Here is a 16,681-nt window from a genome sequence, read left to right on the forward strand (position 1 = left end):
CCTCCCGTCTACATAGTTTCCCCTAACTGACGAAGCGCGTCTTCAAGCAGCTGGGCGGCGACAAACAGCCGGTAGTCTGCCGAGCCTTCAATATCATGCAAAATCGGGCGCGGAAACGCGCTGATCGCCTCCTGAATCCGTTCGGCGATGGGGCGGCTCCGGTCGTTAAGATGCGCCTCGACTTCCGCAGAACGAAACGGAAATGGGCAGACGCCGCTGAAGGCGGCGCGAATTGTTTCGCCGTTTTTCAGCGCCGCGATCGTGACGAGCGGGTAGCCGACTTCCCCTTGCTTGCGGCGCTTGCGATGGAAATGGGGCAGGGCGGCGGCGGTCCGGTCGACTTTGAGCTGGACGACAAATTCGCCGCGGCCGAGCCGGAGCTGCCGGTGAAACAACTCATGGAAGCGGTGTTGCCGGACGCCATCCGAACCGGCGATGACGACATCCGCTTCGGCAACGAGCAGCGGCAGCACCGTTTCGCGGTAAAAAATTTGCCCGCAAATGTTGCCGCCAAGCGTAATTTGGTTGCGCGCCGTCCGGTCAGCGACTTCTTTGGCCGCTTTCGTCAGCAGCGGAAACGGGTTCGCTTCCTCGAGCTCGGTGAGCGACAGCGCCGCTCCGAGCACGAGCGAATCGCCGCTTATTTCAAGCGTCCGGCATTCGGGGATGTGTTTGACGTCAATGACGGCTGCAGTCGAGACGAGGCCGAAACGGGATAAGGTGATGATTTCCGTGCCGCCGCCGTAATAAAGCGGCCGTTTTCCTTCCTGCTCGAGCGCGGCAAACAACGCTGCGGCTTCGGCGATCGATGATGGCCGGTAGTAAGCAAAATCAAACGGAATCATGGCCACCTCCTTTCTGCCTCCGCCAAATGAGCTCCGGCACAAGCGGCAGTTCATTGAGCGGCACGCTGGCAGCGAGCGACAAAGCGTTGGCCAAAGCGGCGGGCATGCCGATCAAGCCGTGTTCGCCGATGCCGCGCGCACCGTAGGGGGCATCGATTTGCGGCGTTTCGACAAACTCTACGATGTACTCCGGATGTTCGCCAAAGCGGATCGGCCGGTATGTGCGCAGCTGCGAGTTTAACACACGCTGTTCGTGGTCAAAAAGAAACCCTTCGCGGCTCGCAAAGCTGAGCCCCAAGCTCATCGCCCCCATCGCCTGGCCGAGCGCTGCTTTTGGGTTGAGCACTTTGCCGGCGTCAATGACCGCATACGCCTTCACAATGCGGTACGTGTAGTCGCGTCGGTTGAACTCCACTTCGACTCCTTCCGCGCAGACGCCCCATTCCGGCCCCGGCTTGCCGGCGCCGGTCTCGGGGTCGAGCGGGGTCAAGTGGCGCAAAATGTAATGGCCGCGCCCGATCACTTGCCCGCCGATGGCGTTGCCGTTCGGGAACTTGTAGCCGTAGGCAATGTCTTTGACCGGGATGAAGATGGCCGGATCGTCGCGCAAAAAGACGCGTCCGAACCCGACTTCCAAATCGTCCGGCGCGGCCCGCAGCACGCAGGCGGCGATCTCTTTCAACTGGCGGATGGCGTCATCGGCGGCGGCGAGCGCCGCACGTCCGGCCATAAACGTCCCGCGGCTGGCGACCGTTTTCCAATGTTCCGGCGTCGTCTGCGTATCGATGTCCATTTTGACATGAACTTGATCGACATCCATCTTCAGCCGTTCGGCGACGATTTGCGCAAGCACTGTTTTCGTGCCCGTGCCAATTTCGACGACGCCGGAGATGACGTTGACGCTGCCGTCGGAGTTAAACGTTAAGATGACGCCGGAGCTGGCGTCTGTATCGATGGTGGACGTTTTCCAGCCGCCGCTGATGCCTTTTGCCCGTACGGTATAGGCGTCAAGTTCGATGCGCTGCCATTCGTCCCAGCGCATCAGCTCGCGCAGGCGGTCGAGGCAGGCGGCCATGTCGCCGACATTGCTTTTCGTGAGCCGCACTTGTGTTGGAGTCGTATGCCCTGGGCGAATGGTGTTTTTGCGCCGCACTTCCCATGGGTCAAGTTGAAGCGCCTTCGCCAATTCATCAATGGCCCGTTCGATGGCAAATGCCTGCTCGCAATGGCCGAAACTGCGAAACGGCGTCGCGTACGGGCGGTTCGTATAGACGCAAAGCGAGTCGCAAACGACGTGTTCGACATGGTACGGGCCGGTGCAATCGACCGCGGCGGCGCGGCTCACATCGATCGCCTTGTCGGAATAGGCGCCGCCGTCAAATAGAAATACGATTTCCATCGCCTTCAAGAGACCGTCTTTCGTGGCACCGATTTTGACGGTCGCCTCAAGGCCGATATGGACGGGAGAGGTGACCATGTCGCATTCCCGGTTGTTCCAGACGCTCACTTTCCGGCCGCCGACCGCTTTTGAAGCAAGGTAGGCAAGCAGTTCCAACTGCACGGGGGCTTTCCCGCCGTAAGCGCCGCCGACAAGCGGCGTATGGACGATGACGTTGCCGGTTTCTTCGCCAAAGTACGTATGGAGCAGTTTTTTGATCATAAACGGCGACTGCGAAGAGGCGGAGATATGGATCGTGCCGTCCGGCCAAATTTCGGCGGTCGCGCAGCGCGTCTCCATGGCGGCATGGTCAGACGGCGTGAACGATACGCTCGTTTCGATGACGACGTCGCTTTCAGCAAACCCTTGCTCAATATGGCCTTTGCGGATTTTCGTCCGATGGGCGACGTTCGTGCCGGGCTCCGGGTAGGTTGTTTTGTTTTTTTCATAACGTTCAAGATGTTCATGCAATAGCGGAGCGCCTTCTTTCAGCGCCTCGCGCGGCGAGCCGACCGCCGGAAGCGGCTCGTAGGCGACGCGGACGAGGCGGGCCGCCTGTTCAGCTTGGAAGAGCGTATCCGCGACGACGACAGCCACGACCTCTCCATAGTAGCGTACTTTGTTGAAAGCGATCGGCGGGCGGTCGCGCATATCTTCGCCGGTGAGCGGCAGCCCCTCGCCGGTCAGCACGGCGCGGACGCCGGGGGCGGCGAGCGCTTGGTGCGTTTCCACCGAGACGATGCGCGCATGGGCGTACGGGCTTGTCACCAAGGCGGCGTGAAGCATTCCTTGTTCTTTAAAATCGTTCGTATACTTTGCCCGGCCGGTCACCTTATCCCATGCTTCTTTGCGGATGATGCTTTTACCGACGGCCACGGGAGTGTCCCTCCTTTTCTTCTCGATAGATGACGGCGCGCTCATAGTCGTCTTTTGTGTCGATGTCAATGCCGGTTGACTCATCGCCTTCGTACAAAAGGCCATGCCAGCGGGGGTCGCGAAAGAGCGTGCGCCCGCCTGCATCGCCGTCAAGCGCCAAGAGGGCGGGAAACATTTGGCTTCCAAAAATGACCGGGGGCATCGGCACACCGAAGCGGGAAAAGGCAGCGTAATCGGGACGATGCCGGCGATAAAGGGCGGCAAGGGCATCGAGCGTGTCCGGCGTCACAAACGGCTGATCGGCCAATAATACAGCGGCGGCGTCCGCTCCTTCCGCCAGCACTCGGCGCACGCCGCAGGCCAGCGAATGCGCCTGGCCGCGGCGATGGGCTGTACAGCGGACGAAGCGGCACGTTCGGTGCTTCCGAAGTTCATCTGGAAGCCAGGCGAGCGTATCGGCCGGAGGGATGACGACGATGACAGGCGCCAGACGGGAGCGAAGCGCCGCTTTCAGGCCGGCGGCGCCAAGCGTCTCCTCTCCCCACGGCAAGGCGCGTTTATCGGCCCCCATCCGCCGGCTTTGTCCGGCCGCTAAATAAATGGCGGCGATCGTGTCGGCCTTCATCGGTCGGCCTCCGTTCCATGTCCGCGCAACACGCTGATCAGCTCGGCGGCGATGCTGATGGCGATTTCATGCGGGCTGCGCGCGCCGATGGACAGCCCAACCGGCGAACGGACAAACGGCGGGGCGGAGCCGGAAGGAAAGAGGCGGTCGGTGCGCCGCCGCGGGCCGAGCACGCCAAGGTAGGCGAGCGGTTTGTCAGCCAGCAACGAGACGAGTTCACGATCGCGTTCAAATTGGTGGGTCATCACGATGACAAAGTCGCGCTCATTCAAGCGAAGCGCCGGCACGGTTTCGTGCGGGAAGCCGACGACCCATCTATCGGCGTCCGGCACGTGCGCCTTCTGACAAAACGCCGGCCGCCAGTCGCTGACGGTGACAGAAAACCCGGCCGCTTTCGCCGCCGCCGCCAGCGGCGGGGCGTCCGGCCCGGCGCCGAACATGACGAGGCGCGGCTTCGGCCAAAAGTGCTGAACGTAAAACTCCTCCCCATCCGCCTCATACGATCCATTCCATCCCCTGAAAAGCGGCGCATCGCGAAGCCACTCCGTCCATTCCGGCCTCGGCATCCGGCCGCTGCCAAAGCGCTCTCCGGTTTCGCTTTGGAAAAACGGCGGTTCGTGTCGGTTTGAAAGGCTGCGGGCCATCAGAACATGTTCGCCGCGGTCAAGAGCACGCTTGAGCGCCAGCCAGAGCGGTTTTGTCCCGTCCGTCACCGGCTCAAGCCAAACGCGGACGAGGCCGTTGCATCCGGCGCCCTGCCCCCACGTCAAATCGTCCTCATTCCGCAAATCAAACGACACCGCGGCTGCTTCGCGGCTCGCCAATGCGTCGCGGACGCAGGCCGCCACCGCTTCTTCCAGGCATCCGCCGCTCAGCAGCCCGACCGTTTCCCCGTTTGCGCCAATCCACATGCATGTTCCTTCTTTTTGGTACGCGGATCCTTCCACATTGATGATCATGGCCAACACGCCATCGCCCGGCGCGGCGGCGATCGCTTCGAGCACAGCATGGTAACTCTCCATGGCTCATCCTCCTTCCGCATGGCGCCAAAGGCGGCTGAGCTGTTGAAAGCGCGGCGGGACGATAAACAGGCTTTCATAGCGGCCGTAGATGGCGGCGACAGCCGGCACGAGCCGGACGAGTGCACGCGTGAGCGCTTGAAGCGGCGTGTCCGGATGGAATCGGCCGGCCGCTTTTAACATTTCATTCGTTTCCGTCATCGCTTCAGCGGCGCGGAACAGTACGCTGAGATGGTATTTCATCCGGCTGGGCTGAAGCGGGTCGGCAAGCAGGGCGGCGGTGTGCACGCCAAGTTCGTGCGCTAAGGCGTCAAGCCGGGCGAAAAGCGGATAAGTGGACGCTTTATCTTGCACGTACGGACGCAGCTCTTGTTTGAGCGCTTCGTTCGCTGCATCTAGGTCGCGCAGCGGTTCACGCATTTGACTGACCGCTTCGGCGATGTTGCGCAACGGGTTAGACATGGGCATCACGCTCATTTCCAAGCCATTTTTCCACTTTGCAAACGCCGTTTTTGAAATGCGGCTGCTTTGACACTTGATCCCATGTATCAAGCGTCAGTTCGTTCGCCGCTTCTTGCTCGAGCAGCGAGCCGTAATGGAACGGGAGAAACACCATCCCTGGCAGCACTGAGTCGGTCAGGCGGGCGCGGACGATCGCTTCCCCGCGCCGGCTTGAGACGCGCACCCAATCGCCCGTGCGGATCTGCAAACGGGCGGCATCATCCGGATGGATTTCGGCATATCCGTTTGGCGCCGACATTTGCAAGAGCGGAGCCCGCCCCGTTTTCGTGCGCGTATGCCAATGAAAGACGTTGCGTCCGGTGTTGAGCCAAAACGGGTAGTCGCGGTCCGGCCATTCAAGCGGCGGCGACCAGTCGATTCCGTATAAAATGGCGCGCCCGTTGGCGCCAATGGCGGCGAACTCTTCACGCGTCCGCGCCCGTCCTGTCTGCATGTCGCGTCCGTATGATTCCGCTTCATCGACGCCGGTCGGAAACACGTTGTCGGTGTACAGCCGTTTTTTTCCTTCCGGGGATTGTTCGTTGCACGGCCATTGGATGCCGCCGAGCCGTTCTATTTTTTCGTACGTCATGCCGGACATGTCGCATGGGCGCCCTTTTGAGACGAGGCGCCACTCATGAAACGCTTCCTCCGGCGTCCGGTAGGCAATGAGCGGCCGGCCGCTTCGGTCGCGAAAGCCCATGCGCCGGGAAAACTCAATCAGCAGCTCCAAATCGGACGGCAAGCCGAACGGCGGGTCGACCGCCTTGCGGAGCACATTGACGCGCCGCTCTAAATTCGTCATCGTGCCTTCCTTTTCGCCCCATAAAGCGACCGGGAGGACGAGATCCGCCAATTCGGCTGTTTCGTTGAAAAACGGATCTTGAACGACAAGAAACACCCGTTTTAACAGTTCGATCACCCGCCGGCGGTTCGGCAGCGAGACGGCCGGATTGGTGGCGATCACCCAAAACAGCTGAATGCGCCCTTCTTCGATGAGGCGAAGCATTTCCATCACATGTGTCTGCGGGCCGACCGGCAGCGTTTCAACATCGACATTCCACAGATCGGCGATCTCTTGCAAATGCTTCGGGTTTTCATCGTTCCGATATCCGGGGTAAAAGCCAGCGCCGCCGACTTCACGGTTGGACATCGAACTCGGCTGGCCGGCGTGTTGAAACGGCCCCGATCCGGGCTTGCCGATTTTGCCCATGATTAAGTGCATCGAATTGACGAGCGAGGCGGCCGCCGTGGCGTCCATGCTTTGATAGACACCTTGCAGCAGCACGGTGACCGTCGTTTTCGACGTGCCGATCCACTCGGCGCACGTCCGCAAATCGCGCTCCGGCACACCGGTGATCCGTTCGACAACATCGGGCGTATAGCGGGCGGCGGTTTGTTCCAGCTGTTCGTACCCGACCGTGCAGCGGCGGATATAGTCACGGTCGATCCAGCCGTTGGCGATCAGCAAATGGATCAATCCGTTTAAGACGGCGACGTTCGTGCCGCTTCTTGGCCGGAGCGACAGATCGGCCATTTTTTGGCTGATGTCAAGGCGCGGGTCGATTTCAATGAGTTTTGTGCCGCGTTTTCGGCGGGCATCGAGCACCCGCTCCCAAAGGACGGTATTCGTTTCGTTCGAGTTGCGGCCGATAAATACGATCACATCCGTGATGTCCAAATCGTCAAGGCAGGCGGGAGGGCCGTCGGCGCCGAAGCTTTGGATGAGCGACCATTCGGCGGTCGCCGTGCACAGTCTTGTGTTGGCGTCAACATGGTGGGTGCGCAAGCCGGCGCGGGTGATTTTTGAAATCGTGTAATACTCTTCTAAATACAGCTGGCCGCTATGGTAAACGGCGATGCTGTCCGGCCCATGGGCAGACAGCAGCTCCCTCGTTTTGTCAACAAGCAGCGAAAGGGCATCATCCCAGCTCGCCGGCACGAGCGTCCCGCTTCGGTTGCGGATGAGCGGCCGCGTCAATCGGTCCAGGCTGTTGTTCGCCCACCATTGGTTCTCCCCTTTCGGCCCAAGACGGCCGCGGTTGACCGGATAGCGGACATTGCCTTTAATGCCGACGATGCGGTTGTCTTTCACCGCGATGTAGCAGCCGCAACCGTTTGAGCAAATGCCGCAAGTGGAATACACCCATTTGTCGATTTCGCCTTGCGTATATACGCTCATATCTTCGCGCGGCGTCTCCCATGCCATATACGGTCATCCCCTTATCCATGATAAATGGTCGGCGGTGATGATGGTCCGCAGTTGCTGGTACGTTGGATACGACGGTGTGTAGCTGACGGAACGGTACGGCAAAAATGGGGGCGGCACAGGCGTAGTGGCGGCGTATACAGGAAGCCATGCCGCCGGCACGTTTGTCTCGGCGCGAAACGGCGGCGTGATGAGCTGCCAAAAGGCAAGCGGCGGCAGCGGGTGGGCCATCAGGTCGTCCCCCTTTCGAAAAAGAGCTCTGCTATCATTATATTTCTGTAACAAATGCCCATGACTGAAAAACAAAAGAAGCCAGCCGTCATCGGCTAGCTTCCTTGTTGTTGATCCGTTTTTCCTTTCCCGAGCCGTCCCGCCCGCTTCGCCGCCTCCCGCAGCAAATACTCGATCTGGGCGTTGACGCTGCGGAACTCGTCTTGCGCCCATTGCTCTAGTATGGTGTACAGGTCATAGTCAATGCGCAAAGGGAACTGTTTTTTCTTTATCATCGCACTCCACAACCATCAGTATAGACTGCCGGTATTGATCACCGGCTGGGTGGCGCGTTCGGAGACGATCGCCACCATCAAGTTGTTGACCATTGCGGCCTTTCGTTCATCATCTAACTCTAAAATGTTTTCTTTGTCAAGTTGTTCAATCGCCATTTGCGCCATCGAGACGGCGCCTTCGACGATTTTTTTCCGGGCGGCCAAAATGGCGGCGGCTTGTTGGCGTTGCAACATGGCACCCGCGATTTCCGGCGAGTAGGCCAAGTGAGTGAGGCGCGCTTCCATCACCTCGACTCCGGAGACACGCAATCGTTCCTGCAGCTCAGCAGCGAGAACATCGGAAATAATATCAGCGTTGCCGCGCAACGTAATCTCGTTGTCGTCTTCAAACGTGTCGTACGGATATTTCGTCGCTACATGGCGGATGGCCGCTTCGCTTTGAATCTCGACAAATTGTTCATAATCATCAACGTCAAACACCGCCTTGGCTGAATCAACGACGCGGAAGACGACGACGGCGGCGATTTCAATTGGATTGCCTTGAACATCGTTCACTTTCAACTTGTTGCTCGTGAAGTTTCGCACGCGCAGCGATACTTTCTTTCGAACGGTGAGCGGTACGGTGAAAAACAGCCCGCTGTCGCGAATCGTGCCGAAATAGCGGCCGAAAAAGGTGAGCACTTTCGCTTGATTCGGCTGAACGATCGTGATGCCGGTGGCGAATAGGGCAGCAACAACGAAAAACAAAAGGGCAGGCAAAAACAGTTGTTGAAGGAGGAAGATCACAGCGGCGATGAGAACCAACACAATGGCGCCAATGCCGACAAATCCGTCTATTGCCCATGCTTTCTGTTCTCTCATTGAAAATAGCCTCCTAGATTATATTGGATTGATATTTTCATGATATCACAAATATAAAATGTAAATCATGTTTTGTGTTTTGTTCTGATAACGAGTTAATGTACTAAAATATGGAAAAAATGGTTGACTCCTCTTTTCTTGCCGGCATACAATAGAAAAAAAGAGTCAATGAGGGAAAGAAAATGAGGGAAGAAAAGTCGGTGCGCATCGGCCGGCAGGCGCTTTTGCTGGCGATGCTGGACGAGGGGGAGGAAGGCCCGGTCCTGAGCCAGCTTGAGGCGCTTTCATGGCGCTATTGCCAAGGGCGGGTCGGGGCGATGGAGCCGCAAAAAATCGTCGCGGCGGTCGAGACGGCGGCGAAGCGGCACGGGGTGGTCGACGGCAGCTTGTACCGCGACATGCACGCTTTGTATCATGCGATTTTAGAGGCGGTCCACGGCGTGACGAGAGGGCAGGTAGAGCTGGGAGATTTGTTGAGAACCGCCGGCCTTCGTTTCGCCGTTGTGCGCGGCATGCCGTATGAACAGCCGAAAGAAGGGGAATGGATTGCCGTCGCCTTGTACGGAACGATCGGCGCTCCGGTGCGCGGGCTCGAGCATGAGGCGGTCGGGCTCGGAATCAACCATATATAGGAACCATGCCTAGAGCAAGGAGTGATGAGGAGGCGAACGCCGCCATATGGCGGGCCGCCTCTTTTTGTTTGTCCAACATGACCGAAGGGGGATGGAAGAGATGGTCGTATTAACAGGCCAGACGTTGACGCTTGATGAAGTGAGACGCGTCGTCTATCAGTTCGAGCCGGTGGCGGCGGCTGAAGAGAGCATGCAGCGAGTCCGGCAAAGCAGGGCCGTTGTAGAGGAGGCGATCGCCAGCGGCCGGACGATTTATGGCGTGAATACGGGTTTTGGCAAGCTCGCTGATGTGCGCATTGATGGAAGCAGCCTCGAGCAGCTGCAAATGAATCTTCTCCGCTCGCACGCCTGCGCGGTCGGCGCGCTGTTTGCCGAAGAGGTGGTGCGGGCGATGCTTCTCTTGCGGGCCAACGCGTTGTTAAAAGGGTATTCGGGCGTGCGTCCAGCGGTCATTGAGCAGCTGCTCTCGTTTTTGAACGCCGGCATCCACCCGATCGTGCCGCAGCAAGGGTCCCTCGGCGCGAGCGGCGATTTGGCGCCGCTTGCCCATTTGGCGTTGGCGTTGGTCGGCGAAGGAGATGTGATGTACCAAGGACGGCGGCTGCCTGCCGCCCAAGCGCTTTCACAGGCGGGGATCCCGCCGCTTTTCCTTCGAGAAAAAGAAGGGTTGGCGCTTATTAACGGCACGCAGGCGATGACAGCGGTCGGGGCGCTCGCCTGCTTGGAAGCCCAACAGCTTGCGTATGACAGCGAATGGATCGCGTCGATGACAATCGAAGCGCTGTACGGCATTATCGATGCATTTGACGCGCGCATTCATGAAGCGCGCGGGTTTCCGGAGCAGGCCGAGGTGGCGGAACGAATGCGCCGCTACCTCGCCGGCAGCCAGCTTGCAACAAGGCAAGGGGAGCGGCGCGTGCAAGATGCGTACTCGATCCGCTGCATTCCGCAAGTGCACGGGGCGTCGCTCAGGGCGCTTCGCTATGTGAACGAAACGTTGGAAATCGAAATGAATGCGGCGACCGACAATCCGCTCATTTTTGCCGACGGGGCGGTGCTCTCCGGCGGCAACTTTCACGGCCAGCCGGTGGCGTTCGCCATGGATTTGCTGAAAATTGCGGCGGCGGAACTGGCCAACATCAGTGAGCGCCGCATCGAACGGCTCGTCAATCCGCAGCTGAATGAAGGGTTGCCGCCGTTTTTAAGCCCGGAGCCCGGCTTGCAGTCAGGAGCGATGATCATGCAATATGCCGCTGCTTCGCTCGTATCGGAAAACAAGACGCTCGCCCACCCGGCCAGTGTCGATTCGATCCCGTCATCGGCCAACCAGGAAGACCACGTCAGCATGGGAACGACGGCCGCCCGCCATGCGTACATGATCGTGCAAAACGCAAGAAAGGTGCTGGCGATTGAGCTCATTTGCGCTTTGCAGGCGGTGGAACGGCGCGGCATCGAGCGCATGGCGCCATCAACAAGGCGATTTTACCAAGAGGCGCGCCGCCTCGTTCCGTCGATCGCGGCCGACCGTATGTTTTCCGCCGACATAGAAGCGGCGGACGCTTGGTTGAAAAACAGGGCGACTTGCTCCGGCCGTAGGATAAAGGAGTAAAAAAGACAAACGCGGCGGGACAATGTGCATTCATCGATTCATAACATATAGTGGTACCGGTTGGGATTCCTTTAGCCGCACGAACTACGGAGGGATGCACATGTTTAGCCATACCGTCCGGCCGGGGGATACGTTGTTTTCAATTGGCCGCCGCTACGGCTATCCGGCCGAAAATCTTCAGCTTGTGAATGGGTTGACGACGGCGAATATCGTCCCGGGGCAGGCGCTTTTGCTTCCGCTTTATACGTATACGGTGCAGCCTGGGGACACGCTGACTGCGATCGCCCGGCGGTCGTTTGTCACCGTAGAGCAGCTGCGGGCTGCCAATCCTGGAGTGAACCCAAATGCGCTGCGCCCGGGAATGACGATCACGATTCCTGATATTTCTTCCTACTTGGCGACAACGTTAGGGTATTACGTCGTCCGTGAACCGAGCGCCGATAGGGCGGTTGTCCGCGATTTTGCCCCATATTCGTCCTATATAACGCTTTTTGAGTACCATTTTGCCCCCAACGGCGATATTGTCAACGAATTGAACGATGCCGCCGCCATTGAGGAGGCGTGGCGCAATCGGGTGACGCCGCTTGCTGCCGTGACGAACTTGACAGCGGAGGGGTTCAGCCCGGCGCTTGCGGGTGCGGTGCTGAACAATCCCGAGGCGAGGGCGAATCTTGTGGAGAACATTTTTTATTTAGTATCGCAAAAAGGATATGGCGGAGTGAATATCGATTTTGAACAAATTCGCGGCGAAGACCGCGACTTGTTTACCGGCTTTTTGCGCCAGCTGCGCGACCGTCTCAAGCCGGCTGGATATGTTGTTACGATCGCTGTCCCGGCGAAAACGAGCGAGAATATCCCGTGGTTGCGAGGATACGATTACGGCGGCATTGGCGCGGTTGTCGATTATATGTTTATTATGGCGTATGACTGGCACCATTTGGCGAGTGAACCCGGCCCGGTGGCGCCAATCGGCGGGGTGAGGGCCGCAGTGCAGTTTGCTGTCGAACGTGTACCAAGACAAAAAATTTTGCTCGGTCTCCCGCTGTATGGATACGATTGGATAATCCCTTATCGTCCCGGGACACTCGCGACGGCGCGTTCGAACCAAGAGGCGATTTTGACAGCGATGCGCTACCAGACGCCTGTCCAATATTCGCTTGCGGATGAATCCCCGTTTTTTCGCTATACGGACGAGTTAGGCAACACTCATGAAGTCTGGTTTGAGGATGTTCGAAGCATGGGGGCAAAGCTGACGTTAGCCCGCCAGTTTGGGCTGGCCGGTGTCGGCGCTTGGCAGCTGACGTTAGGATTTGCGCCGGGTCCGTGGTTGTTGCGAAAGTTTTTCACCATTCGCAAAGTTTGAATGCTATGGCGGCAGATCGTGCTGGCAAATGCCGCGCGTTACAAAAGTATAAAATGAATGAGACTTCGTTTTTCGGCGCATTCCGCCGGGGCAAGGAAGCAACCGTCAAGGAAGATGGTTTGCTTCCTTCACTTTTTTAGCGAAGTCCCGAAAGGATGACGAAGGTCGGGGGATATGGGAAAATCGGCGCCTCTTTGCCAACTAAACGAAATGGATGCGGCGAAATCCGTCATTTTTCGCCATCCTCCTAAAGTTGTCCCCCATTCGGATTTGCGGTAAGATGAGAAAGAGAGAAAAAACGGGAAAGGGTGGCTGCTGTTGACGATTTCGGCCGCGGCGCTGTTGGCGCTATGGAAAATTATTGCGATTGATATCATTTTGTCGGGGGATAATGCGGTTGTCATCGCGATGGCGACGCGGCGGCTGCCAAAAGACCAGCAAAACAAGGCAATCTTTTGGGGAACAGCCGGGGCAGTGTTGTTGCGCATTTTGTTTGCAGCTGTGATTGTCTTTTTGCTCAACATTCCGTTCGTTCACTTCGCCGGAGGGCTGCTGCTTGTGTGGATCGCCTATAAAGTGCTCGTTGACCGGGAGGAGGAGGCCCATGTCCAAGCGGCAGACCGGTTGTTGAAAGCCATCATGACGATTGTTGTCGCCGATGCGGTCATGAGCTTGGACAATGTCGTTGCTGTCGCCGGTGCGGCCGAAGGGCATCTTGGCATGTTGGCGCTTGGGGTCGCCATCAGCATCCCGATCATGATTTTCGGTTCCAAAGCGATCGTGCGCGTCATGGAGAAACACCGTTGGATCGCGTATGTCGGCTCGGGCATTTTGGCGTGGACGGCCGGGAAGATGATCGCAGGGGATGAAGGGGTGCTTCATTGGCTTCATCTTTCTTACGGCCCGTTCGTTTATGTGGTTGCCGCCGGCGTGACAATCGTGGTATTGGCGGCCGGCTATATCACGAATAAAAGAGCTGAGCGTGAGGAAGGTACATTGATTTGAACGGTTGAGGGGTGGTTTGACGTCATGGACATCCGACGCATTCTTGTGACAGGAAGGCTTTATGCCGAGCTTGCCGCCCTTCTCCCGGACAAGCGGCCCGATAAGGCGTTTCGCTTTGTTGCGGAAGAAGAATTGACGGACAATGATTTCGCCTGGGCGGATGCGTACGTCGGCTTCCGGCCGGCCGGGCCGTTTTCGCTTGCCTCGCTCCGCTGGGTGCATTCCCTCGGCGCGGGCGTTGACGCGTTTTTGTGGAAGCGGGAATGGAAGAAGGACGTGCTGTTGACGCGGACGGTCGGTTCGTTCGGCGAGCAGATCGCCGAATATTGCTTGAGCTATTTGCTGCGCGACGTTCAGTGCCATGACGTGTATGCATGGTATCAAGAGCAGCGGCAATGGAAGCCAATCGCTCCGAAGCGGCTTGGCGAACAGCGGGTTGTCATTTACGGGACAGGCGAAATCGGCCGGCGCATTGCGGAAACGCTTCGGCTGTTTGGGGTTTCCCCGGTCGGCGTATCGCGAAGCGGCCGGACGTCGCCGCCGTTTTCGGCCGTTTATCGCCCTGAAGAGGCGGGGGAAGCGCTTGCCCGCGCCGATTGGGTGATCGCGGCTCTTCCGCTCACCGAGGAAACATATCATCTCTTTGACGAGACGTTTTTTGCCTGTCTGCACAACGCCGGCTTTATCAACGTCGGCCGCGGTGCGACGGTCGAGGAGACGGCGCTTGTCGGCGCGCTCGAAAATCGAAACGTCCGCCTCGCGGTGCTTGATGTGTTTGAAGAAGAGCCGCTTCCGCCGCACTCGCCGCTATGGACTCATCCAAACGCCATCATCACCCCGCATATCGCGGCGCTCACATCGCCAGAGGACGCCGCCCGCAGCATGCTGGACACGCTCCGCTGCATCGAAGCCGGCGAACCGCTTGCCAATGCGGTCGATGTGAGCCGGCAATATTGAAGGAAAAAGGTGTCTCAGAAACAATGGGACGCCTTTTTTCTATGGCATCATTGTGAAAGGAAGAAGGAATGTTAGAAATCCTGTTGAAATTCACAAAAAAAGCCATCTGAAAGCCCACGGTTTCAATCGAGGGATGAACGACGGCGTTGCTCGGCAATCCCTTAAGAGGATAGCTTCGAGCCGCCATTTTTCTCTTTAGTGTGGAATCTCAAAAGAAAAGGGGGCGAAGCCATGCCCACGATCACACTCAGGCTGGAGCGGCACAACCTAACGAAAGTTGCCAAATTTGTTCATGCAATAAAGACATTGCAAAAAAACATCACGCGAGCCAGCGAAGTGTAGGGTGACATCTACCGCACGTTCCTAAAATCTGTATGTATCTTCGAGGGTGGAAGCCGTGGAAAAAGCAAAACAATTAGGGTTCATTCCAAAGTTTCATATGTTGCGAACGCCTTCATCGGATTGAACATATCCCTGTCAAGTAGACAGTGTGAAAAATACCCACCTTCTTCAGCTGCTTGTTAGGATAGTGGAATGAGGAAACGTTGTCAAGGAAAGCACTTGACAACGTCTCCTTCATTCCACTTCATCGTTGGCAAGCTGAAGAAGGAGACATTCTCAGCCGTTCGTCTGCTAGGCTGCTTGGGCAATTCGGTATTCCACTGGGCTGAGGTAGTCTAGTTTTTTCTGGCACCGTTCGTAATTATAAAAATACATGTACTGATCGATCGCCTCGATCATTTCCTCTTCCGTTTCAAAGGTGGGAAGGTCCATCATTTCCGATTTCAAATGTCCGAAAAAATTTTCCATGCAGGCATTGTCTAAACAGTTCCCTCTTCTGGACATACTAGGAATGATATGATGAGCCTTCAGCAGTTGATGGTACTGGCGGGATGTGTACTGGGAGCCTTGATCGCTATGGAGAAGGACTCCTCGCGCATCCCGTTTTTTGATGGCATCCTTGACCGTTTCGATTACCAATTTTAAGTCATTCGAACGACTGATGCGATACGCAATGATTTCATTGTTGTACAAATCTTTAATAACAGACAGATACAAATAGGTTCCTTGAAATGGCACATAGGTAATATCCGTCACCCATTTTTGGTTGGCTGCAGTGGCCACAAAATCACGGTTTAACACGTTCGACGCTACGATATTCTCCTTTCCCGCTTTATACTTCGGCTTTTTTCGACGGATTTTGTCCTGAACCCCCAACTCTTTCATCAGTCGGTATACTCGCTTATGATTCACGGTCTTCCCATCATTTCGTTTTATCCATGCCTTCACGCGGTAGTATCCATAGATCCCGTTGACCTTTTGATGGCATTCGAGGATCATTTGTTTGATTTGTTCATTTTCCTTTTGCTTCTCTGTGACGATTCCCTGCCGGTTTACCCATCGATAGTATCCACTTCTTGACACACCGGCCAGTTGACATAGCCAGGCAATCGGATAGGTGTTGGATAACTCCTGAATGATCGAGAACCGCTCTTTCGGTTTCACCTCCTTGCCAGCTCTCGTAACTTTTTTAAATAATCATTCTCTGCTTTCAGTCTTCGATTCTCTTCCTCTAAACTGCACTCTTTTTTTCGAGGCCTTCCCTTGAATGGAGACCTGGATGTCCCGCGCCGTTCTTCGAGCCCTTTTCGACCATGTTCATGGTAACGTTTTACCCAAAGTCTGATCGTTTTCGTGCAGGGAATCCCTAACTCTTGGCATATCCGCTTATATCCCCATCCTTCCTCGATGTACATCTGGACAGCCCTCCATTTAAACTCCACGGAATAAGTGGTCTTCCCTTTCGGTGTTTGCTTGGTCTCGAACATAAACAAATCCCTCCAGTGTTTTTACTGACAGTATGGGCATTTTCCCAACTGTCTACACTAGAGGGATAATATCAGATCGGTGAGGGCGTTTTCTTTTTGAAGTCCGCCATTTCGTGTCGGTATCCGACAAAAAAATGGCGGGGTTCCGACACAAGTTGGCGGTGAAAGAGAGAGAAAATGGAGGTATAATGAGGTTGAATAGGAAAATATTTGGGTAGCGTCAAAAGTTTGATGAAAACTCCACACAGGCCATCCCATGGAGCATCGCGAGGCATCCTGGGAGCCGGATTCGCCCTTGACCAACACCCGCCAAAGGTGAGAAAGAGTCGTCAAGGGCGACGGGGACAAAAAAGAGGGCATAGGAAAGCCGCCCTTGCCATGACCGAATTTTACCTTTGGCGGTGTT

At 56.8% G+C, this 16,681-nt stretch carries 16 protein-coding genes and 1 pseudogene; 5 read left to right on the forward strand and 12 right to left on the reverse strand.

The window, feature by feature from the left end:
• Window positions 1-8: 8 nt before the first annotated feature.
• From ACTVDO_RS12140 to ACTVDO_RS12180, 9 genes are all read right to left on the reverse strand, one after another.
• Window positions 9-845, reverse strand: a complete 837-nt coding sequence (locus ACTVDO_RS12140) for an FAD binding domain-containing protein (protein ID WP_020958592.1) — start codon at window positions 843-845, stop codon at window positions 9-11.
• The gene (locus tag ACTVDO_RS12145; RefSeq protein WP_020958593.1) at window positions 832-3,159 is read right to left on the reverse strand and encodes a xanthine dehydrogenase family protein molybdopterin-binding subunit; all 2,328 of its coding nucleotides are present in this window, start codon (window positions 3,157-3,159) and stop codon (window positions 832-834) included. The genes ACTVDO_RS12140 and ACTVDO_RS12145 overlap by 14 nt, the downstream gene beginning before the upstream one ends.
• A complete protein-coding gene (gene pucB, locus ACTVDO_RS12150; protein ID WP_442901611.1) occupies window positions 3,146-3,784 on the reverse strand; it encodes a xanthine dehydrogenase accessory protein PucB in 639 nt (212 codons plus the stop codon). The genes ACTVDO_RS12145 and pucB overlap by 14 nt, the downstream gene beginning before the upstream one ends.
• The gene (locus tag ACTVDO_RS12155; RefSeq protein WP_442901612.1) at window positions 3,781-4,806 is read right to left on the reverse strand and encodes an XdhC family protein; all 1,026 of its coding nucleotides are present in this window, start codon (window positions 4,804-4,806) and stop codon (window positions 3,781-3,783) included. The genes pucB and ACTVDO_RS12155 overlap by 4 nt, the downstream gene beginning before the upstream one ends.
• A gap of 3 nt (window positions 4,807-4,809) precedes the next feature.
• Complete coding sequence (locus ACTVDO_RS12160; RefSeq protein WP_020958596.1) at window positions 4,810-5,265, reverse strand: hypothetical protein; 456 nt, start codon at window positions 5,263-5,265, stop codon at window positions 4,810-4,812.
• The gene (locus ACTVDO_RS12165) at window positions 5,258-7,513 is read right to left on the reverse strand and encodes a molybdopterin oxidoreductase family protein (protein ID WP_020958597.1); all 2,256 of its coding nucleotides are present in this window, start codon (window positions 7,511-7,513) and stop codon (window positions 5,258-5,260) included. Before ACTVDO_RS12165 ends, ACTVDO_RS12160 begins: the two co-directional genes overlap by 8 nt.
• 6 nt (window positions 7,514-7,519) lie before the next feature.
• Entirely contained in the window at window positions 7,520-7,744 is a 225-nt protein-coding gene (locus ACTVDO_RS12170; RefSeq protein WP_020958598.1) for a hypothetical protein, read from the reverse strand.
• A 95-nt stretch (window positions 7,745-7,839) separates the two neighbouring features.
• On the reverse strand, window positions 7,840-8,019 hold the full coding sequence (locus ACTVDO_RS12175) for a hypothetical protein (RefSeq protein ID WP_020958600.1): 180 nt from the start codon (window positions 8,017-8,019) through the stop codon (window positions 7,840-7,842).
• A gap of 15 nt (window positions 8,020-8,034) precedes the next feature.
• Complete coding sequence (locus ACTVDO_RS12180) at window positions 8,035-8,880, reverse strand: SPFH domain-containing protein (protein WP_442901613.1); 846 nt, start codon at window positions 8,878-8,880, stop codon at window positions 8,035-8,037.
• 182 nt (window positions 8,881-9,062) lie between these two features.
• Between ACTVDO_RS12180 and hutP the strand changes: the two genes are divergently transcribed.
• From hutP to ACTVDO_RS12205, 5 genes are all read left to right on the forward strand, one after another.
• Entirely contained in the window at window positions 9,063-9,512 is a 450-nt protein-coding gene (gene hutP, locus ACTVDO_RS12185; RefSeq protein WP_442901614.1) for a hut operon transcriptional regulator HutP, read from the forward strand.
• A 100-nt stretch (window positions 9,513-9,612) separates the two neighbouring features.
• Window positions 9,613-11,121, forward strand: a complete 1,509-nt coding sequence (gene hutH / locus ACTVDO_RS12190; protein WP_442901615.1) for a histidine ammonia-lyase — start codon at window positions 9,613-9,615, stop codon at window positions 11,119-11,121.
• Window positions 11,122-11,221: 100 nt separating this feature from the next.
• Window positions 11,222-12,484, forward strand: coding sequence for a glycoside hydrolase family 18 protein (locus tag ACTVDO_RS12195; protein WP_020958604.1), 1,263 nt, complete (start codon window positions 11,222-11,224; stop codon window positions 12,482-12,484).
• 318 nt (window positions 12,485-12,802) lie between these two features.
• Window positions 12,803-13,489: a TerC family protein gene (locus ACTVDO_RS12200; RefSeq protein WP_020958605.1), complete on the forward strand. Its 687-nt coding sequence runs from the start codon at window positions 12,803-12,805 to the stop codon at window positions 13,487-13,489.
• A 24-nt stretch (window positions 13,490-13,513) separates the two neighbouring features.
• Complete coding sequence (locus ACTVDO_RS12205; RefSeq protein ID WP_020958606.1) at window positions 13,514-14,446, forward strand: D-2-hydroxyacid dehydrogenase; 933 nt, start codon at window positions 13,514-13,516, stop codon at window positions 14,444-14,446.
• A gap of 633 nt (window positions 14,447-15,079) precedes the next feature.
• On the opposite strand, the pseudogene ACTVDO_RS12210 reads toward ACTVDO_RS12205, so the two are convergent.
• The 3 genes and pseudogenes from ACTVDO_RS12210 to ACTVDO_RS12220 all read right to left on the reverse strand — a co-directional run.
• Window positions 15,080-15,970: pseudogene (locus tag ACTVDO_RS12210) on the reverse strand (IS3 family transposase); the annotation flags it as partial.
• Entirely contained in the window at window positions 15,949-16,275 is a 327-nt protein-coding gene (locus tag ACTVDO_RS12215) for a transposase (RefSeq protein ID WP_020958609.1), read from the reverse strand. The pseudogene ACTVDO_RS12210 and the gene ACTVDO_RS12215, both read right to left, overlap by 22 nt.
• A gap of 220 nt (window positions 16,276-16,495) precedes the next feature.
• On the reverse strand, window positions 16,496-16,681 hold a 186-nt coding region (locus tag ACTVDO_RS12220; RefSeq protein ID WP_442901616.1), incomplete at its 5' end, for a hypothetical protein.

Source organism: Geobacillus sp. BK01, assembly GCF_052220245.1.
In the GTDB taxonomy this organism is placed as follows: domain Bacteria; phylum Bacillota; class Bacilli; order Bacillales; family Anoxybacillaceae; genus Geobacillus.